Here is a 19,870-nt window from a genome sequence, read left to right on the forward strand (position 1 = left end):
GCGCGCCGCGGTCGTGCCGGAGCCCCGTTCCGCTGCGGAACGGGGCTCCGGCACGACGGGCGTCCGCAGGGCCTCAGACGTTCTCGCGTGTTCCGTTCGGCAGGGGGCCGGGCGCCGGCCCGGTGACCTCGACGGGCCGCTCCCCGGACGCCGCGGACGCGGACGCGGCGGACGCGGCGGACGCGGTCTCGCGTGCGAGGAACGAGCCCAGTTCCCCGATGGTGCTCATCAGGGGGGCGGGGAAGACGACGGTGGTGTTCTTGTCCACGCCGATCTCCACCAGGCTCTGCAGATTGCGCAGTTGGAGGGCGAGCGGGTGGTCCATCATGATGTCCGAGGCCTCACCGAGTGCCGCGGCGGCGAGTGACTCGCCCTGAGCGTTGATGATCTTCGCTCGCTTCTCGCGCTCGGCCTCCGCCTGACGGGCCATCGCGCGTTTCATACTGTCGGGCAACTGGATGTCCTTGAGCTCGACGAGGGTCACCTCGACGCCCCACTCCGCGGTCGTCACATCGAGAATCTCGCGGATGCCCAGATTGATGCGGTCCGTCTCCGACAGCGTCTCGTCCAGGGTGTGCTGACCCACGACCTTGCGCAGCGTGGTCTGGGCGATCTGGTTGATCGCCGTGTGGACGTTCTCGATCGCGATGACCGACTTCACCGCGTCGACCACCCGGAAGTAGGCGACGGCCGAGACATCGACGCTGACGTTGTCCCGGGTGATGATGCCCTGCGACTGGATCGGCATCGTGACGATCCGCAGCGACACCCGGTGCAGGACATCGACGAACGGAACGATGAACCGCAGACCGGGCGGGCGGGAACCCACCAGCCGGCCGAACCGGAACAGCACGCCCTGCTCGAACTGCTTGACGACCTTGACGGACATGGCGATCGTCACGACGGCCAGGACGGCCACCACGACCATCAGGAAAACGAGTACTCCCACGTGCTGCTCCTCGGGTAGGGCACGAGACCCCCGCGCCCCGCGAAGTGGCCCACGGCAGTGGGTCGGCGGGGCTCGCGGTCCGTACCGTGTTCCGAGCATGGCCCGTACACCCGCGGCGGCGGCAGGGGCCGAACGGTCCCCTGGTGCGGGCCGGGCGCTGCCGGACGCCGCGCGACGCGGTGGGCGACTGCGGCCGGGTCACCGGCCGGTGGTGGCGGCGGTTCGGGCCGCGGCGGCCAGATGGGCCGAGCCCCACTGCCGGGCGACCGCCTCGGCACGGGCGAACTGCCGCAGCGCCGCGGGCTCGTCGCCGAGCAGGCGGTACAGCTCACCCAGGGGATGGGCGAGCGGCCGCAGCACGTAGCAGGTACTGGCGGCGCCGGCGAGCTGGTCGCTGATCGGCAGCAGCAGCCGGGCCAGCTGCACCGCCGCGGCCCGGTCACGCAGCAGATAGGCCAGCTGCGCGCGGATGGAGAGATCCAGACCGTACAGGTGGTCGGGCAGGGGGGAGGGGGAGCCGTAGGAGATGGCGCGGGCCTGGTCGGTCTTGCCCTGGAGGGCCAGGACGAGGCCGAGGGTGTGACCGATTCCCGGGATGGAGATGTCGTACAGCGCCCAGAGCAGCGGCTCGATCTCCGCGAGGCGTCCCTGGCTGAGCCGGATCGTGATGAGCCCCAGGGCGTACATGTAGTCGCCCTGCGGGGACCCGGTGCCCCGCAGCCGGCGCCGCACATCGGCGTAGGCCACGTCCGCCGCCTCGAAACGGCCCTCCACATGGGCGAGCATGGCCAGGGCCGACAGGTTGGCGGCCTCCGCCTCCACCATCCGGTACCTGCGGGCGAGCGTGAGGCCTTCCTCGGCGTGCCGGCGGACTCCCGCGGCGTCGTTGCGGGCGCCGGCGACCATGCCGGCGGCGTGCTCGCACGCCCACCGGTACGCGGGTAGGTCATGTGCGTCCGTGAGTGTCCTGAGCTCGGCCACCAGGGGCTCCCGCCGGGCCGCCTGGAACTCGTGCGGCGTGGGCTTGGCCATCGTCGCCAGGGCGGAGGCGAGAAGCAGCGGGTCGCCGGCCGCGCGGGCGACGGCCAGCTGCCGCTCCGCGGCCTGTGTCACCCGCGCGCCGTCCACACCGTCCCTGCCGTTGAGTTCGTCCACGAGGGTCTGCAGCAGGCGGGCCAGGGTCACCCGGTCCAGGTCGGTGCGGGCGGTCAGCCGGTCGAGGGTGTCGACCGTGGCCGGGTCGAAGTACCCGAGGGGGCGGCTCTGCCACGGAGTCGGCTCGCTCCACGCGGCGAACGCCGTGGCCACCAGTTCGTCGCGCTCGGTCCGTTCGGCCGTCTCGACGGCGCGCCGGCGGGTGTCCCGCGCCGCCACGATCGCCCCGGCCCGGATCTGCGCCCGCATCAGCCGCCCGTACAGACCGACCGTCGTCCGGGCCCGCTCGTCGGGCCCGGTGGGCACCAGGGCGTATGCCTCGATGGCCTGTTGGATCAGTTCGACGGCGGTGTCGTAGGCGTACCGCCGCTCGGCCAGTTCGGCCGCGCGCAGCGAGTAGTCGACGGCCGGCGCGGCCGTCTCCGCCGTCCCCGACCGGGCGAAATGGTGTGCCAGAGCCGCCAGGTCGTCCGGTCTCCGCTCCCGCAGGACGTGCGCCAGCCGGGCGTGCAGGCGTCCGCGGCGCACCCCGACCAGATCGGTGTACAGGGTGTCGCGGACCAGGGCGTGGGCGAACCTGATCCGACCGGGTCCCGGCTCGGTCAGCAGCCCCGCCACGACCCCCGCCTCCAGCCCGTCGAGGACCTCCTGCTCGTCCGCTCCGGCGGCGTCGACGAGTACGCCCACCTCGCTCTCGCGGCCGACGACCGAAGCGAGCTGGAGCAGCGCCAGCGCCCCGGGGGAGAGCTGCCGCAGCCGCCTGCGCAGCACGTCCCGCACCCCCTGGGGGACTTCCGAGGTGGCCACCAGGGCACCTTCGCAGGCCAGCAGACGGGCGCTCTCCCGTACGTAGAAGGGGTTGCCGCCGGTCCGCTCGGCGAGCGCCGCCACCGTGCCCGCGTCGACCGGGGCCCCGCACACCGCGCCGACCAGCGTGCCCACGTCGCCGGGGGGAAGCCCGTCCAGAGCCAGCCGGTGCGGTGAGCGGCGTGCCAGCTCGGCAAGCGTCTCCGTCAGCCGGCCCTCGGCGTCGGCTTCGGCGTCGGCCGGGCGGTACGCCGCGACCGTCAGCACCGGAGCACCGGCCAGGTCCGCGGCGCGTGCCAGCAGCGCCATCGTCTCCCCGTCCGCGCGGTGCAGGTCGTCGATGATCACGGCCAGCGGAGCCCCGGCGGCCGCCGCCCGCAACCACGAGCCGAAGGCCCGGTGGAGCCGGAAACGGCCGGCGCCGGCGTCGTCGTCGCGCGGCGGACGGCCCTGCGGGTCGGCCAGCAGCGGGGCGAGGGGGCCCGGGTCGGAAGGGGGCGCCGTCCGGGCCAGTTCAGTGAGTGCCTCGACCCATGCCCAGGCGGGCGGCGCGCCGTCGGACTCGGGGCAGCGGCCCACCGCGACGGTCCAGCCCTCGGCCCGCAGCCGTCGGCCGAACTGGCCGAGCAGCGCCGACTTTCCGGCTCCCGCCTCACCGGTGACCAGGACGACGCCGCCGCCGTGCCGGGCGGCCCGCGCGGCCGCGTCCAGGGTCCGCAGCTCGGCCGCCCGGCCGACGAACAGTTCCTCAGCCCCTTCGGGCGGGGCGGCGGGGCGGTCCGGGCTGCCGCTGGGCACGGCGGGCACGGCGGGCACGGTGTCCGGCCGCGCGGAGGCCCGCGCACCCACGATCACCGGCGCGGGCCCCGGTACCGCCGCGCGCAGTACCTCCAGCCGCTGGGTGAGGACGGCCTGCTTCAGGTCGGTCAGGGCGGGACCGGGGTCCAGTCCGAGTTCGTCAGCGAGGACCGCGGCCGCCCTGCGCAGCGCGGCCAGGGCGTCGGCCCGGCGGCCGCACGCCCACAGGGCGAGGGCGAGCAGCCGCCAGGCCTCCTCCCGTAGCGGCTCCTCGCGGGCGAGCGCCTCGGCCGCCGGGACCGCCGGCCCGGGACGGCCAGTCCCCAGGGTCGCCGCTATGGCGAGTTCCCTTGCCACCAGGCGCAGTTCGCCCAGCCGGGCGACCTCCGCGCCGGCCCACCGCTCGTCGGCCCACTCGGCGTACGCGGGCCCCCGCCACCAGCCGAGTGCCTCCTCCAGCAGGCGCCTGGCCTCCCCGGGAGGTGCGTCACCGGCCCGCCGTACCGCGGCCTCGAACCGCCAGGCGTCCACCGCGTCGTCGGGCAGGTGCAGGGCGTACCCCGGAGGGCGGCGGACGAGGACCCCGGCGGGGCCGCGCGGCGGCCGGCCGGGCTCCAGAAGCCGGCGCAGATTGGAGACATAGACGTGCAGGGACGCCACGGCCTTGTCCGAGGCCTGGCCGCGCCACAGCTGGTCGATGATCCGGTCGACCGACACGATGTGGCCTCTGCCCGTCAGCAGCAGCGCCAGAACCGCCCGTTGCCGGGGCCTGCCGAGGCGGATCGGCGCACCGTCGATCCCGGCATCGAGCGGTCCCAGGACCCGCACACGCAGCATGACGCGCAAATGTACAGCGCCCCGGGCCGCCACCCGTTCCCGCCGTCCGCCATCCGCCGCCCGCTGTCCCGCTCCTGACGCGGGAGGTCCAAGCGCACGTCGGGCGGGTGCCGGGTCACGCGGCGGATCATCCGCGTATCGTCCGGCCGTACCGACCGGATGCCCGCGCCCGAGAGCCTGTGACCCCGGAGGGACACCGAGTGCAACCTTTGCCCTCGGATGTCCGTCTTCTGATGCAGAGGGCATTCGCGTGGCGAGCGGGGAGGCATCCATGGCCGGTAACGGTGGCGGGATACGACGCGGAGTGGGGCTGGGGGCGGCGGTCGTGGGGCTGCTGGTGCCGGCGGGGGTGATGGCGGGGGCGGGGAGCGCCGAGGCGGCCACGTGCACGACGGCGACCGGGCCGTACCAGAAGCAGGTGGAGAAGTTCCTCGGGCGGCCGGTGGACGGGCGGCAGTCCGCCGCCGACTGCCGGGCCACCCGCGCCTTCCAGACCAAGTACGGCATCAGCCCCGCCATCGGCTACGCGGGGCCCGTCACCTGGGGCGTGATGGACCTGATGAACAAGCAGAAGGCCGTGGGGAACAAGCCGAACAAGAACCACAAGTGCCCGACCGACAAGGGCCGGATCGCCTGTGTGAATCTCACTCTCCAGATCAGCTGGGTGCAGGACGGCGCGGATCTGGTCCTCGGGCCGCTGCCGATCCGCAGCGGGCGCAACGGCTACGAGACCAGGACCGGGCTGAAGAAGATCTACTGGCGGGACAGGCACCACGTCTCCTCGATCTACAACGTGGCCATGCCCTACAGCCAGTTCTTCGACGGCGGCCAGGCGTTCCACTCCATCTCCGGCAGCGTCTGGTCACCGCCCGGCTCGCACGGCTGTGTCAACATGCGCGGCGCCGACGCGGCCCGCTACTGGGACCTGCTCAAGACCGGTGACGACGTCTATGTGTACGGGCGCAAGCCCGGTACGTGACCGAGCCGGAGAGCCGGAGCCAGGCGGTGACCGGAATCTGAATTGGTATCTAGGATGCGTATTAGCTAGTCTGTCCCCGTGAGACTCACCAAGAGCACCGACATCGCGTTGCGCATCGCCATGCGCCTCGCCGTGCTCGACGACGAGGCCAATCCCACCACGCGGGAGGTCGCCGACGCGGTCGCCGTTCCGTACAACCACGCGGCGAAGGTGGTCAGCCGGCTCCAGCACCTGGGCGTCGTCGAGGCCCGGCGCGGCCGGGGTGGTGGCCTGGTGCTCACCCCGGCCGGGCGGAACGGTTCGCTGGGGCGGCTGGTCCGGGAGCTGGAGGGGGTGGGTGATGTCGTCGGCTGCGAGGACGAGCCGCCCTGCCCGCTGCGCGGCGCCTGTCTGCTGCGGGGCGCGCTGCGCACCGCGCAGGAGGCCTTCTACTCCGCCCTGGATCCGCTGACCGTCGGCGATCTCGTGGCGTCGCCCACCGGTCCGGTGCTGGTGGGCCTCTCGGCCCGGCCGGGGGGCTGAGCCGGGCCGCTCTCGCGGCGCGGGTGCCTTCCGCGCGTTTCTTCACACCCTTTAATACGCATATCAAATGCACATTTGGAGCCGTCGATGCTGACCCCCACGTCCGCCGAGACCGTCCGAGCGACCCTGCCCGCAGTGGGCGCCGCGATCGGCGACATCACGCCGCTGTTCTACGAGAAGCTGTTCGCCGCCCACCCCGAGCTGCTGCGCGACCTGTTCAACCGGGGCAACCAGGCCAACGGCAGCCAGCGCCAGGCACTGGCGGGCGCCTTCGCCGCCTTCGCCGCGGCCCTCGTCGACCACCCCGGCAGCCGCCCCGACGCCATGCTCGCCCGGATCGCGCACAAGCACGCGTCGATCGGCATCACCGCGCAGCAGTACGAGATCGTGCACCGCCACCTGTTCGCCGCCATCGCCGAGGTTTTGGGCGAGGCTGTCACCCCGCAGGTCGCGGCGGCCTGGGACGAGGTCTACTGGCTGATGGCCAACGCCCTCATCGCCATCGAGAAGGGCCTCTACCGGCGGACCGGGGTGCTCCTCGGCGACACCTGGCGGCAGCACCGGGTGATCGCCCGGTTCCAGGAGACCCAGGACGTCGCCACCTTCCTGGTCGCACCGGCGGGCGGCGGCGACGTACCGGCCTCGCGGCCCGGCCAGTACGTCTCCGTACAGGTCGAACTGCCGGACGGGGCACGGCAGATCCGCCAGTACAGCCTGTCCGGGCGGCCCGACGGCGCGCTGCAGTTCTCGGTCAAGCGGGTTCACGGCGACCCGGCCGGAGAGGTGTCCAACCACCTGCACGACCAGGTCGACCCGGGGGACGAACTGCTGGTCAGCGCCCCCTTCGGGGATGTGTCACTGGCCGACGGCGAGGGCCCGGTGCTCCTCGCCTCGGCCGGCATCGGCTGCACCCCGATGATCGGCATGCTGGCCCACCTCGCGGCCACCGCCGACCCCCGCCCGGTCATCGCCGTCCACGGCGACCGCGACGAGTTCAGCCACGCCTTCCGCGCCGACCTCAGCCGCTTCGTCCGTACCCTCCCCGACGCCACCGCGCACGTCTGGTACGAGCGCCCGGTGGGTGAACGTCCCGCCGAGCGCACCGGCACCGTCGACCTGGCCACCGTCCCCGTCCCCGCCGGGACCACCGCCTATCTGTGCGGCCCGCTGCCGTTCATGCGGGCCGTGCGCGGCCAGCTGCTCGACGCGGGGGTGCGCCCCGCCGACATCCACTACGAGGTGTTCGGCCCGGACTCCTGGTTCCCGGGAGCGGCGGCCGGCGAGAACTGAGCCGGCTACGGGGCGTCCGCGAGGGCGGCCAGTCTGGTCACGGTGTTCCAGTTGCGGGCGGTGGCGATCAGGCCGAGGCGTTTTTCCCACAGGGCCTGCGAGAGCCTGGTCTTCCGGATGCCCTCCGGGCAGTGCACATAGATCTCGCGCTCCCCGGCGCGGAAGTCGTCCGGCGCGAAAGCGGCTGGGTCCAGGTCCTTCAGCCGGCCGGCGTCGACCGGCCCGGACAGGAAGGTCACCAGGAAACGCGCCGGATCGATCACCGCCATGTCGTACGGATTCCGCTGGATGACTCCGCGCAGCGCCGACGCCTCCAGCACGATGCACGGAACGGTCAGCCCGAGGGCGCCGGCGATACGGTCACGCAGTTCCTCCGCGAGCCGCTCGGGGCCGACGGGATCGTGGTCGAAGAGCGCGTTGCCGCTCTGGAGGTGCGTGCGCACCGCCGTCGCCCCCATACCGTCGAGCAGCTCGCGCAGCGCGGCCATCGGCAGCCGGTTGCCGCGCCCGACGTTGATGCCGCGCAGCAGAGCCACGTACCTGGTCGTACTCGTGGTGTTGGTCGTCCCCATACCGGCACCGTAGCCCCGTACCGCCCGGGACGGGCGTCAATGACGAGCGCGCGATTGGTCCCTCCGGTGGTCGTCCGTTAGGAGGACCGGGGACTGGCGAAACGGTTCGCCGTCCGGGGGCGTCGATATCGTTCGCGGGCATGAGCCCGAAGAGCGAGCGTCCGAACGTCACCGAGCTGCGGCTGTCCGCCTTCAAGTCGCACCGCGGCGCGAGCTTCGCGCTCGGCCCGATCACCCTGCTCGCGGGGCCGAGCGGAACGGGCAAGTCGAGTGTCCTGGAGGCCCTGGCCGCCCTGGGCCGTCTCGCCGGCGGCGACGAACTGGGGGACGTGTTCGCGGTGGACGCCGGCGTCGTGCGCGGCGGCGTCGGGGCCTGCGTACCGCACGGGGCGCGGCCGGACGCCGAGGGGCGCCGGGGATTCAGGATCGGCTGTACGGCCGACGGCCCGGTGGGACCGGTGCGGCTCGACGTCGCCGTACAGACCGAACCCGAACTGCGCATCGTGGGCGAGCGGCTCACCGGCGCCGGCGAGACCCTGCTGACCACCGCGCTGCGCGACCCGGGACGGCGCCAGGTGCAGGCCGCCTGGCACACGGCCGGGGCGGTGCCGGTGACCAGGGCGCCGCTGCCGGACGACCGGCTCGCCACCGCCCTGCTGCCGCTGCGCGTGGCCGGGACCACGCAGGGGCAGCGGCTGGTGCTGGCCGCGGCCGAGCAGATGGTGGTGGCGCTGCGCGGGGTGTTCGCCGTCGAGCCGCAGCCGCACCGGATGCGGACGCCGGTGCGGGTCAAGGACGGCATGCTGCGCAAGGCCTGCGACAACCTGTCGGCGGTACTGCACCGCACCCAGGGTGAATGCCGGACCCGGCACGCCGCCCTGGTGCGCGCGATGCGGGAGGTGTGCAGCGGGCCGGTCGAAGGGCTGACCACGGTGAGCGTCGGTCCGCAGCGAGGGGGAGCGGGCGCGGCGGACGGTGTCCCCGGGCTCGTCGCGGGCGCGCTCCCCGGTGGCGTACTCGGTGGCCTGCCCGGCGGTGTGCACGGCGCCGGGGGTGTCCTGGCGGTCGTCGACCGGGGGGCGTCCGGACTGGTCCCGGTGGACCGGCTGGGCGACGGCGAACTGCGCTTCCTGGCGCTCGCCCTGGTGCTGCTCACCGGCCCCGACGTGCTGGAGGTCGACACCAGCGGAGAGCTGCTGCCCGCCTCCCAGGTGCTCACCGTGCTCGCCGACGGCCTCGACCTGGGGCTCGACCGTGCCCAGAGCCGTGAACTGCTCGGGCTGGCGGGTCAGGCGGCCCAGCGCGGGCACATCCGGCTGCTCGCCACCGTCCACGACCCCGCGGTCGCCGAGGGCCTGGGCGGGGTTTCGGTGGTCGGCTTCGGCCGCTCCCCGTCCCGGGTGCCCGCCCAGGGCGAAGCACGCCCGGTCGCCGCGATGCGGTAGACCTGAGCGGTGTGACCGACGACGGTGTGACCGACGACCTGGATCTGCCCACGCTGCAACGCAGACTGGCCGCGTTCGCGGCGGCCCGCCGCTGGCAGCCCTTCCACACGCCCAAGAACCTCGCCGTGGCGCTGAGCGTCGAGGCCTCCGAGCTGCTGGAGATCTTCCAGTGGCTGACCCCGGAGGAGGCCGCCGGGGTCATGGCCGACGACGGCACGGCGCACCGGGTCAAGGACGAGGTGGCGGACGTACTGGCGTATCTGCTGCAGTTCTGCGAGGTGCTGGCCATCGATCCGCTGGAGGCGCTGGCAGCCAAGATCGACCGCAACGAGCTGCGTTTTCCCGTCCCGGGGGAGGGCGGCTGACCCGGTTCGCCCGAGTTATCCACAGGCCGGCGGGAGGACCTTCCCTTCCTGAAGCTGATCCGTCACTCTGAGTGAGGAAATCGGTCACGGAGAGGAGCGGATCATGGACGCGGTACGACTCATCGGCAACACCCGGAGCGCGCTCGGGCAGATCAGCGGTGAGCAGGAGCTGCTTGCCGCGGCCTGGCAGGCCCGGGCCCTGGCGGAGGCGGTCATCAGCCGCCTCGGGCCGGAGGGGAATGGCTCGCCGGGGCCGCCACCGGCCCGCGTCGCCGGGCTCACCGGCGTCAGGGATCCGCTCCAGGCCCTGCGGGAGCTGGACGACCTGCTGTCGGAGCTGGCGGACGTGCTGGTGTCGGCCGCCTGCTCCACGGAGGACGAGACGGTCCACGGGCAGTGCGTCGAGGCGCTGGACGGCGCCGCCGACTGCCGTGAGCGGGTCCGCGCGCTGCTCAGCGAGGACGCGGTGGGGGCGGACCCGGCCGGTGCGACGCCTGAGCAGACGCGATGAGGCAGGCCAGGCGTGACGTGAGCCGGCGCGGCCGGGTGCCCGCCACCGCGGAGGGCGGCCCGGTCCCGCCCGAGCCGGCGACCACCAGATCCGCCTGGTTCACCAGATCCACCTGCTGCACCTGGCTCACCTGGTTCCGAGCGGTTCGTACTCGGTACGGGCACCCGCGGCGATCACCGCGGTGTTTCGCCGACGATCGCTTTCCGTCCGGTGCGGTGCAGGATGGGAGGCATGGATCTCCGCATCTTCACCGAGCCCCAGCAGGGGGCCACCTACGACACGCTCCTCACCGTGGCCAAGGCCACCAAGGAACTCGGCTTCGATGCCTTCTTCCGCTCGGACCACTACCTCAGGATGGGAGCAGGAGACGGCCTGCCCGGGCCCACCGACGCCTGGATCACCCTGGCCGGACTGGCCCGCGAGACCAGCCGAATACGGCTCGGCACACTGATGACGGCCGGCACCTTCCGGCTGCCCGGTGTGCTCGCCATCCAGGTCGCCCAGGTGGACCAGATGTCCGGCGGCCGGGTCGAGTTCGGTCTGGGTGCCGGCTGGCACGAGGAGGAGCACACCGCCTACGGCATCCCCTTCCCCAAGGAGAAGTTCGCCCGTCTGGAGGAGCAGTTGGCGATCATCACCGGCCTGTGGTCCACCCAGGTCGGCCGTACCTTCGACTTCGACGGCACCTACTACCAGCTCAAGAACTCGCCCGCGCTGCCCAAGCCGGCCCAGGCGAAGATCCCCGTCCTGATCGGCGGCCACGGCGCCAAGCGGACCCCGCGGCTCGCGGCGCGCTACGCCGACGAGTTCAACATTCCGTTCGCCTCGGTGGAGGACTCGGCCACCCAGTTCGACCGGGTCCGTGAGGCGGCCGACGCATACGGCCGCAAGGCCGGCGACATCGTCTACTCCAACGCGCTCGTGGCGTGCGTCGGCAAGGACGACGCGGAGGTCGCCCGCCGCGCCGCCGCCATCGGCCGTGAGGCCGGCGAGCTGCGGGCCAACGGACTGGCCGGCACCCCGGCGGAGGTCATCGACAAGATCGGCCGCTATGCGGAGCTGGGCGTCACCCGCTTCTATCTCCAGATTCTGGACCTCGACGACATCGATCACCTGGAACTGATTTCCTCGGAAGTCCAGTCGCACCTCGACTGAGCACGAACAGCAAGGAGCACCCGCGATGACCGCCCCTACGATTCCGCTCGCCGCGGCCCTCGCCGAGGGCCCCGTCGTTCTCGACGGCGGCCTGTCCAACCAGCTCGCCGACCAGGGCTGCGACCTGTCCGACGAGCTGTGGTCCGCCAGGCTGCTCGCCGACGCGCCGGAGCAGATCCAGGCCGCCCACGCGGCCTATGTGCGGGCGGGCGCGCGGGTGCTCATCACCTCCAGCTACCAGGCCACCTACGAGGGATTCGGCAAACGCGGCATCGGCCGCGAGGAGACCACCGAGCTCCTGCGGCGCAGCGTCGAGCTGGCCCGGCTGGCCGCCGGTGACCGGGGCACCGAGGAAGGCGTGTGGGTCGCGGCGTCCGTCGGCCCGTACGGGGCGATGCTCGCCGACGGCAGCGAGTACCGGGGCCGGTACGGACTGAGCGTGAAGGAGCTGGAAGCCTTCCACCGTCCCCGGATCGAGGCCCTGGCCGAGGCCCGTCCCGATGTGCTGGCCATCGAGACGATCCCCGACACCGACGAGGCCGAGGCGCTGCTCCGCGCCATCGACGGCATCGGCATCCCGGCCTGGCTCACCTACACCGTCGACGGCGACCGCACCCGGGCCGGCCAGCCGCTGGAGGAGGCCTTCACGCTGGCCGCCGCCTCCGACGACGTCATCGCCGTCGGGGTCAACTGCTGCATACCGCAGGACGCGGACCGGGCCGTGGCCATCGCCGCCGGGGCGTCCGGCAAGCCCGTCGTCGTCTACCCCAACAGCGGTGAGGCGTGGGACGCCACGGCCCGTGACTGGAAGGGCGGCTCCACCTTCGACCCGGCCCGGGTGGACCACTGGGAGCAGGCGGGCGCCAGGCTCATCGGCGGCTGCTGCCGCGTCGGCCCCGGGGAGATCGCCGAGCTGGCCGCCGTACTGGCCCGCCGGCCCTGACCCCACCCGCCCCGATCCTGCCGGCCTTGACCCCGTCCGGCGGAAAACCCATGGTCGGCGGCGGCGTCCACGCACAATACTCGGACGTGTGTTCCTGACGATCTCCACCACCGGCGACAGCGCCCTTCCCGCCACCGACCTCGGCTTCCTGCTGCACAAGCATCCGGACAGGGCCCAGGCCTTCTCCACCTCCTACGGCGACGCGCACGTCTTCTACCCCGAGGCGTCGGACGAGCGCTGCACCGCGGCCCTGCTGCTGGAGGTGGATCCGGTGGCGCTGGTCCGACGAGGCAAGGGCAAGGGCGGCAGGGGCCGGACGGCGGCGCCCGATGCGTCGCTGGCGCAGTATGTGAACGACCGGCCGTATGCCGCGTCGTCGCTGCTGGCGGTGGCGTTGCGGACGGTGTTCGCGAGCGCCCTGCGCGGCGTGTGCGCCACCCGGCCCGAGCGGGCGGCGGCCCCGATGCCGCTGCGGATCGAGGTGCCGGTGCTGCCCGCCCGGGGCGGCGCACCGCTGGTGCGGCGGCTGTTCGAGCCGCTGGGCTGGACGGTGCGGGCCGAGCCGATCGCGCTGGACCGGCGGTTCCCCGAGTGGGGCGACTCGCGTTATGTACAGCTGGTGCTGGAGGGCGAACTGCGGCTCGCCGAGGCCCTGCGGCACCTGTATGTCCTGCTGCCGGTGCTGGACGACGCCAAGCACTACTGGGTCGCGCCCGACGAGGTCGACAAGCTGCTGCGGATGGGCGACGGCTGGCTGCCGGACCACCCGGAGCAGAAGCTGATCACCAGCCGCTATCTGTCGCGGCGCTGGGCGCTGACCCGGCAGGCGCTGGAGCGGCTGGAGCTGGCCAGGCTCGCCGAGGCCGACGACACCGAGGCAGAGGAGATCGACAACGCGATCGACGAGGAGGCGGACACCGAGGAGAAGCCGGTACCGCTGGCCGTGCGGCGCCGGGAGGCGGTCCTGGAGGCGCTTCGCACCGCCGGGGCGAGCCGGGTGCTGGACCTCGGCTGCGGCCAGGGACAGCTGATCGGCGCGCTGCTGAAGGATGTGCGCTTCACCGAGATCGTCGGCGTCGACGTGTCGGTGCGGGCACTGGGCGAGGCGGCACGGCGGCTGCGCCTGGAGCGCATGGGGGAGCGGCAGTCGTCGCGCCTCACGCTGCTGCAGGGCTCGCTGGCCTACACCGACAGCCGCCTCAAGGGCTATGACGCGGCGGTGCTCAGCGAGGTCGTCGAGCACCTGGACCTGCCGCGGCTGCCCGCCCTGGAGTACGCGGTCTTCGGCTCGGCCCGCCCGGCGACCGTGATCGTGACCACGCCCAACGTCGAGTACAACGTGCGCTGGGAGACCCTGCCGGCCGGGCACGTCAGGCACGCCGACCACCGCTTCGAATGGACCCGCGAGGAGTTCCGCTCCTGGGCCCACGACGTCGCGCGGCGCCACGGATACGGCGTCCGGTTCGTCCCCGTCGGACCCGAGGACCCCGAGGTCGGACCCCCGACCCAGATGGCCGTGTTCGCCCTGGACACCACGACCGCGAAGGAGGCGGCGGCATGAACGCACGACCGGCGGGACGCACCCTTCCCGTCACCGACCTGTCCCTGGTGGTCCTGGTCGGCAGCACCGGCTCGGGCAAGTCCACCTTCGCCCGCAGGCACTTCAGGCCCACCGAGGTGATCTCCTCCGACTTCTGCCGGGGCCTGGTCGCCGACGACGAGAACGACCAGAGCGCCAGCGCCGACGCCTTCGACGTCCTGCACCACATCGCGGGCAAACGGCTGGCCGCCGGACGCCTCACCGTCGTCGACGCCACCAGCGTCCAGCCGGAGAGCCGCGGGCAGCTGGTCCGGCTGGCCCGCGAACACGACGTGCTGCCCATCGCCATCGTCCTGGACGTCCCCGAGCAGATCTGCGCGCAGCGCAACGCGACCCGCGCCGACCGGGCGGACCTCCCGCGCCATGTGATCCAGCGTCAGCAGCGCGAGCTGCGCCGTTCGCTCAAGCACCTGGAACGCGAGGGCTTCCGCAAGGTCTTCCACCTGCGCGGCGTCGAGGAGATCGAGGCCGCCGAAGTCGTCCTGGAGCGCCGCTACAACGACCTGCGGCACCTCACCGGCCCGTTCGACATCATCGGCGACATCCACGGCTGCGCCTCCGAACTGGAGAGCCTGCTCGCCCGGCTCGGCTACGCCGACGGCGTCCACCCCGACGGCCGCACCGCCGTCTTCGTCGGCGACCTCGTCGACCGGGGCCCGGACAGCCCCGACGTGCTGCGCCGGGTCATGGGCATGACCGCCGCCGGCACCGCGCTGTGCGTACCGGGCAACCACGAGAACAAGCTGGGCCGCTGGCTGCGCGGCAAGAAGGTCCAGCACACCCACGGCCTCGCGGAGACCATCGAGCAGCTGACCGCCGAGGAAGAAAAGGACCCGGCCTTCAAGGAGCGGGTGCGGGACTTCATCGAGGGCCTGGTCAGCCACTACGTCCTCGACGGCGGCAAACTGGTGGTCTGCCACGCCGGCCTGCCCGAGAAGTACCACGGCCGGACCTCGGGCCGGGTGCGCGGCTTCGCGCTCTACGGGGACACCACCGGCGAGACCGACGAGTACGGCCTGCCGGTCCGCTACCCGTGGGCCGAGGACTACCGGGGCCGCGCCGCCGTGGTTTACGGGCACACCCCGAACCCGTCGGCGACCTGGCTCAACAACACCATCTGCCTCGACACCGGCTGCGTCTTCGGCGGCCGGATGACCGCGCTGCGCTGGCCCGAGCGCGAACTGGTCGACGTACCCGCCGAGCAGGTCTGGTACGAGCCGGCCAAGCCGCTCGGCGGTGAGGCACCGGGCGGCCACGACGGCCGTCCGCTCGACCTCGCCGACGTCACGGGGCGGCGCGTGGTGGAGACCACCCACCACGGCCGGGTCGCCGTCCGCGAGGAGAACGCGGCTGCCGCGCTGGAGGTCATGAGCCGGTTCGCGGTCGACCCGAGGCTGCTCGCCTACCTCCCGCCGACCATGGCGCCCTGCGCCACCTCGCAGCTCGACGGCTACCTGGAGCACCCGCGCGAGGCCTTCGCCGCCTACCGTGAGGACGGTGTGCGCCAGGTCGTCTGCGAGGAGAAGCACATGGGCTCCCGGGCGGTCGCGCTGGTCTGCCGGGACGAGCGGACCGCCGCCGACCGCTTCGGCGTCACGGCCGACGGCGTCACCGGCGCCCTGCACACCCGCACCGGGCGGCCGTTCTTCGACGAACCGGCCGCCACCGAGCAGGTCCTGGAACGGCTGCGCGAGGCGATATCGGCCGCCGGGCTCTGGGACGAGCTGGAGACCGACTGGCTGCTGCTCGACGCCGAGCTGCTGCCCTGGTCGCTCAAGGCCACCGGGCTGCTGCGCCGGCAGTACGCCGCGGTGGGTGCCGCGTCCGGCGCGGTCTTTCCCGGCGCCATCGCCGCCCTCGAAGCGGCCGCCGCCCGGGGCGCCCAGGTGGAAGGACTGCTCGCCCGCCAGCGGGAGCGCTCCGCCGACGCCGCCGCCTTCACCGAGGCGTACCGCCGCTACTGCTGGACGACCGACGGCCTGGAGGGGGTGCGTCTGGCGCCCTTCCAGATCCTGGCCGTCCAAGGCCGCAGCCTCGCGGCGCTCCCGCACGACCGGCAGCTCGCCGTCATCGACCGCATGGTCGCGGCCGACCCCACCGGGCTGCTGCGGGAGACCCGGCGGGTCCTGGTCGACACCGGGGACGACGCCTCCGTGGCCGCCGGCACCGACTGGTGGCTGGAACTCACGGCGGCCGGCGGTGAGGGCATGGTGGTCAAGCCGCTCCAGGCCCTCGTACGCGGGGAGTCCGGGGCGCGGCTGGTACAGCCCGGCATCAAGTGCCGCGGCCGGGAGTATCTGCGGATCATCTACGGTCCCGAGTACACCCGGCCCGACCACCTCGTCCGGCTGCGTTCGCGGGCCCTGGGCCACAAGCGCTCGCTGGCGCTCCGCGAGTACGCGCTGGGACTGGAGGCGCTGGACCGGCTGGCCGCCGGTGAACCCCTGTGGCGGGTCCACGAAGCGGTCTTCGCGGTCCTCGCCCTGGAGTCGGAGCCCGTCGACCCCCGGCTGTGATCACATCTTCCGGCGCCGGGCGGGGCACTTGGCGCCGGAGGATGTGACATCCGCCCCTGCCGTACGATCCGACCGCTAATTCCCACCCGGAGTGGGAAGGTCATTCCCATGGGCTTCCACGTGGACTCCGAGGCCGGGCGGCTGCGCCGTGTCATCCTGCACCGGCCCGATCTCGAACTGAAGCGGCTGACGCCGTCGAACAAGGACGCGCTGCTCTTCGACGACGTGCTGTGGGTGCGCCGGGCGCGCGCCGAGCACGACGGTTTCGCGGACGTGCTGCGCGACCGGGGCGTGGAGGTCCACCTCTTCGGCGACCTGCTGCGCGAGACGCTGACCCTGCCGCCGGCGCGGGCGATGGTCCTGGACCGGGTCTTCGACGAGAAGGAGTACGGCCCGGTGGTCACCGACCACCTGCGGGCGGCCTTCGACGAGCTGTCCGCCCCCGACCTGGTGGAGGCGCTGGTCGGCGGCATGACCAAGCGCGAGTTCCTGGAGCGCTTCGCCGAGCCCACCTCGGTGCGCTTCCACGTCATGGAGCCCGACGACTTCCTGCTCAACCCGCTCCCCAACCACCTCTTCACCCGCGACACCTCCGCCTGGGTCTACGACGGCGTCAGCATCAACGCCATGCGCTGGCCCGCCCGCTGGCACGAGACCATCCACTACGAGGCGGTCTACCAGCACCATCCGCTCTTCGCGCCGGGCGGCTTCCACGTCTGGTCCGAGGGGCAGGCCGCCTATCCCTCGACCATCGAGGGCGGCGACGTGCTGGTCATCGGCAACGGCGCGGTGCTGATCGGGATGAGCGAGCGGACCACTCCGCAGGCCGTGGAGATGCTGGCCCAACGGCTGTTCGCGGCCGGCTCGGCCCGCAGCATCGTCGCCCTGGACATGCCGAAGCGCCGGGCGTTCATGCACCTGGACACGGTGATGACGATGATCGACGGCGGGACCTTCACCAAGTACGCCGGGCTCGGCATGCTGCGCTCGTACACCATCGAGCCGGGCGCCGGTGAGCGTGACCTCAAGGTCACCGACCATCCGCCGCTCAAGGTCACCGACCATCCGCCCGAGCACATGCACCGGGCCGTCGCGGCCGCCCTGGGCCTGGACGACATCCGGGTGCTGACCGCCACCCAGGACGTGCACGCGGCAGAACGCGAGCAGTGGGACGACGGCTGCAACGTGCTGGCCCTGGAACCGGGCGTGGTGCTGGCCTACGAGCGCAATGTCACCAGCAACACCTATCTGCGCAAGCGCGGCATCGAGGTGATAGAGATCCCCGGCAGCGAGCTGGGGCGGGGGCGCGGCGGCCCGCGCTGTATGAGCTGCCCGATCGAACGCGACGCCGTCTGAGCGGCGCCCGCGCGGCCACCCCCGGCTCCGTATAAGGATGCGAATCATCGTATAGACTTCCAGAGTCTTCATACGTACGACCGCGACCTAGGAGCCCCCATGGCCGTCGACCTCACGGGCCGCCACTTCCTCAAGGAGCTCGACTTCACCCCCGGGGAGTTCCGCCACCTGGTGGAGCTGGCCGCCGAGCTCAAGGCGGCCAAGCGCGCGGGCACCGAGGTCCAGCGGCTGAGGGGCAGGAACATCGCCCTGGTCTTCGAGAAGACCTCCACCCGAACCCGCTGCTCCTTCGAGGTCGCGGCGGCGGACCAGGGTGCCTCCACCACCTACCTGGACCCCGCCGGCTCGCAGATCGGCCACAAGGAGTCGGTCAAGGACACCGCACGCGTCCTAGGCCGGATGTTCGACGGAATCGAGTACCGGGGCAGCGGTCAGCAGATCGTCGAGGAGCTGGCCGCCCATGCGGGCGTGCCCGTCTGGAACGGCCTCACCGACGAGTGGCACCCCACCCAGATGCTGGCCGACGTGCTCACGATGACCGAGCACAGCGCGAAGCCGCTGGAGGAGATCGCGTACGCCTACCTCGGCGACGCCCGCTCCAACATGGGCAACTCGCTCCTGGTCACCGGTGCCCTCCTGGGCATGGACGTGCGGATCGTCGCCCCCCGGCGGCTCTGGCCGGACGACACCGTCGTCGCCGAGGCGCGCCGCCTGGCCGCGGACACCGGCGCCCGGGTCACGCTCACCGAGGACGTGGCCGAGGGGGTGCGCGGCGCGGACTTCGTCCACACCGACGTCTGGGTGTCGATGGGTGAACCCAAGGAGGTCTGGGACGAGCGGATCGAGCTGCTCGGCGGGTACGCCGTGACCGCGCGGGTCATGGAGGCCACCGGGAACCCGCAGGCGCGGTTCATGCACTGCCTGCCCGCCTACCACGACCTGGGCACCAAGGTCGGCCGGGAGATCCACGAGCAGTACGGGCTGACGTACCTGGAGGTCAGCGACGAGGTCTTCGAGTCGGAGCGGTCCGTCGTCTTCGACCAGGCCGAGAACCGGATGCACACCATCAAGGCGGTCCTGGTGGCAACCTTGGCCTGACCCCGGCCCCACTCCGGACCGATAATGCCGTATGCCGTATGCCGTATGCCGTATGCCGTATGCCGTATGCCGTATGCCGTATGCCGTATGCCGTATGCCGTATGCCGTATGCCGTATGGCGTATGACGCCATCGTGACGGCAGTCACAAAGCAGTGATAACTTGCTGCCCATGGGCCCTTGGCAGCACCTGCGGGTCGAACGTGCCGACGGGATCGTCACCGTCACCCTGGACCGGCCGGACCGACTCAACGCACTCACCTTCGGCGTCTACGAGGATCTGCGCGACCTGTTCACCACCCTGCCGCACGACGGGGACACCAAGGTCCTGGTCCTCGGCGGGGCCGGCCGCGGCTTCTGCTCCGGAGGTGACGTCGACGAGATCATCGGCGCCACCCTCCACATGGACGCGCGCCGGCTCCTCGACTTCAACCGGATGACCGGCCAGGTCGTACGGGCCGTCCGCGCGGCCCCCTTCCCCGTCATCGCCGCCGTCCACGGCGTCGCGGCGGGCGCGGGCGCGGTGCTGGCCCTCGCCGCCGACTTCCGGATCGTCGAGCGCGGCGCCCGGTTCGCCTTCCTCTTCACCCGCGTCGGCCTGGCCGGCGCCGACATGGGCGCCGCCTATCTGCTGCCCCGCGTCGTCGGCCTCGGCCACGCCACCCGGCTGCTGATGCTGGGCGACACCGTCGGCGCCGCCGAAGCCGAACGCATCGGCCTGGTCAGCGAGTTGACCGAGCCCGGTGAGGCCGACGCGGCCGCCGCCGCCCTCGCCGCACGCCTCGCCGCCGGCCCGTCCCTCGCCTACGCCCAGACCAAGGCCCTGCTCACCGCCGAACTCGACATGCCGCTCGCCGCCTCCGTCGAGATGGACGCCGCCACCCAGGCCCTCCTGATGACCAGCGACGACTACGCCGAGTTCCACGCCGCCTTCACCGGCAGGCGGCCGCCGGACTGGAAGGGCCACTGACCGC

16 protein-coding genes are annotated in these 19,870 nt (G+C 72.6%); 13 read left to right on the forward strand and 3 right to left on the reverse strand.

Going from position 1 to position 19,870, the window contains the following annotated elements:
- Window positions 1–73 precede the first annotated feature (73 nt).
- Window positions 74–949 (reverse strand): slipin family protein, encoded by an 876-nt coding sequence (locus RWE79_RS29915; RefSeq protein WP_475943181.1) that lies wholly within the window; start codon window positions 947–949, stop codon window positions 74–76.
- Between the two features lie 198 nt (window positions 950–1,147).
- Window positions 1,148–4,546 (reverse strand): BTAD domain-containing putative transcriptional regulator, encoded by a 3,399-nt coding sequence (locus RWE79_RS29920; protein WP_475943182.1) that lies wholly within the window; start codon window positions 4,544–4,546, stop codon window positions 1,148–1,150.
- A 271-nt stretch (window positions 4,547–4,817) separates the two neighbouring features.
- Here RWE79_RS29920 and RWE79_RS29925 point away from each other — a divergent pair, with 271 nt between their 5' ends.
- From RWE79_RS29925 to RWE79_RS29935, 3 genes are all read left to right on the forward strand, one after another.
- Window positions 4,818–5,525 carry a L,D-transpeptidase family protein gene (locus RWE79_RS29925; protein ID WP_475943183.1) on the forward strand — a complete coding sequence of 236 codons (708 nt, stop codon included), beginning with the start codon at window positions 4,818–4,820 and terminating at the stop codon, window positions 5,523–5,525.
- A 78-nt stretch (window positions 5,526–5,603) separates the two neighbouring features.
- On the forward strand, window positions 5,604–6,047 hold the full coding sequence (locus RWE79_RS29930; RefSeq protein WP_475943184.1) for an RrF2 family transcriptional regulator: 444 nt from the start codon (window positions 5,604–5,606) through the stop codon (window positions 6,045–6,047).
- A gap of 87 nt (window positions 6,048–6,134) precedes the next feature.
- Window positions 6,135–7,337, forward strand: coding sequence for a globin domain-containing protein (locus RWE79_RS29935; protein ID WP_475943185.1), 1,203 nt, complete (start codon window positions 6,135–6,137; stop codon window positions 7,335–7,337).
- Between the two features lie 5 nt (window positions 7,338–7,342).
- Here the strand turns inward: RWE79_RS29935 and RWE79_RS29940 are convergent, their stop codons facing one another.
- Window positions 7,343–7,909 (reverse strand): DUF1697 domain-containing protein, encoded by a 567-nt coding sequence (locus RWE79_RS29940; protein ID WP_475943186.1) that lies wholly within the window; start codon window positions 7,907–7,909, stop codon window positions 7,343–7,345.
- Window positions 7,910–8,049: 140 nt separating this feature from the next.
- Between RWE79_RS29940 and RWE79_RS29945 the strand changes: the two genes are divergently transcribed.
- From RWE79_RS29945 to RWE79_RS29990, 10 genes are all read left to right on the forward strand, one after another.
- A complete protein-coding gene (locus RWE79_RS29945; RefSeq protein ID WP_475943187.1) occupies window positions 8,050–9,354 on the forward strand; it encodes an AAA family ATPase in 1,305 nt (434 codons plus the stop codon).
- Between the two features lie 26 nt (window positions 9,355–9,380).
- The gene (locus tag RWE79_RS29950) at window positions 9,381–9,719 is read left to right on the forward strand and encodes a nucleotide pyrophosphohydrolase (protein WP_475946189.1); all 339 of its coding nucleotides are present in this window, start codon (window positions 9,381–9,383) and stop codon (window positions 9,717–9,719) included.
- A gap of 103 nt (window positions 9,720–9,822) precedes the next feature.
- Window positions 9,823–10,230 (forward strand): DUF6099 family protein, encoded by a 408-nt coding sequence (locus RWE79_RS29955; protein WP_475943188.1) that lies wholly within the window; start codon window positions 9,823–9,825, stop codon window positions 10,228–10,230.
- Window positions 10,231–10,461: 231 nt separating this feature from the next.
- Window positions 10,462–11,385 carry an LLM class F420-dependent oxidoreductase gene (locus RWE79_RS29960; RefSeq protein WP_475943189.1) on the forward strand — a complete coding sequence of 308 codons (924 nt, stop codon included), beginning with the start codon at window positions 10,462–10,464 and terminating at the stop codon, window positions 11,383–11,385.
- Between the two features lie 25 nt (window positions 11,386–11,410).
- A complete protein-coding gene (gene mmuM, locus RWE79_RS29965; RefSeq protein ID WP_475943190.1) occupies window positions 11,411–12,328 on the forward strand; it encodes a homocysteine S-methyltransferase in 918 nt (305 codons plus the stop codon).
- Window positions 12,329–12,416: 88 nt separating this feature from the next.
- The gene (locus tag RWE79_RS29970) at window positions 12,417–13,889 is read left to right on the forward strand and encodes a 3' terminal RNA ribose 2'-O-methyltransferase Hen1 (protein ID WP_475943191.1); all 1,473 of its coding nucleotides are present in this window, start codon (window positions 12,417–12,419) and stop codon (window positions 13,887–13,889) included.
- On the forward strand, window positions 13,886–16,444 hold the full coding sequence (locus RWE79_RS29975) for a polynucleotide kinase-phosphatase (protein ID WP_475943192.1): 2,559 nt from the start codon (window positions 13,886–13,888) through the stop codon (window positions 16,442–16,444). Before RWE79_RS29970 ends, RWE79_RS29975 begins: the two co-directional genes overlap by 4 nt.
- Before the next feature lie 108 nt (window positions 16,445–16,552).
- Window positions 16,553–17,800, forward strand: coding sequence for an arginine deiminase (locus RWE79_RS29980; protein WP_475943193.1), 1,248 nt, complete (start codon window positions 16,553–16,555; stop codon window positions 17,798–17,800).
- Window positions 17,801–17,899: 99 nt separating this feature from the next.
- A complete protein-coding gene (gene argF / locus RWE79_RS29985) occupies window positions 17,900–18,898 on the forward strand; it encodes an ornithine carbamoyltransferase (RefSeq protein ID WP_475943194.1) in 999 nt (332 codons plus the stop codon).
- Between the two features lie 170 nt (window positions 18,899–19,068).
- Window positions 19,069–19,866, forward strand: a complete 798-nt coding sequence (locus RWE79_RS29990; RefSeq protein WP_475943195.1) for an enoyl-CoA hydratase family protein — start codon at window positions 19,069–19,071, stop codon at window positions 19,864–19,866.
- Window positions 19,867–19,870: the final 4 nt, after the last annotated feature.

The organism is Streptomyces sp. RLA131, assembly GCF_056270125.1.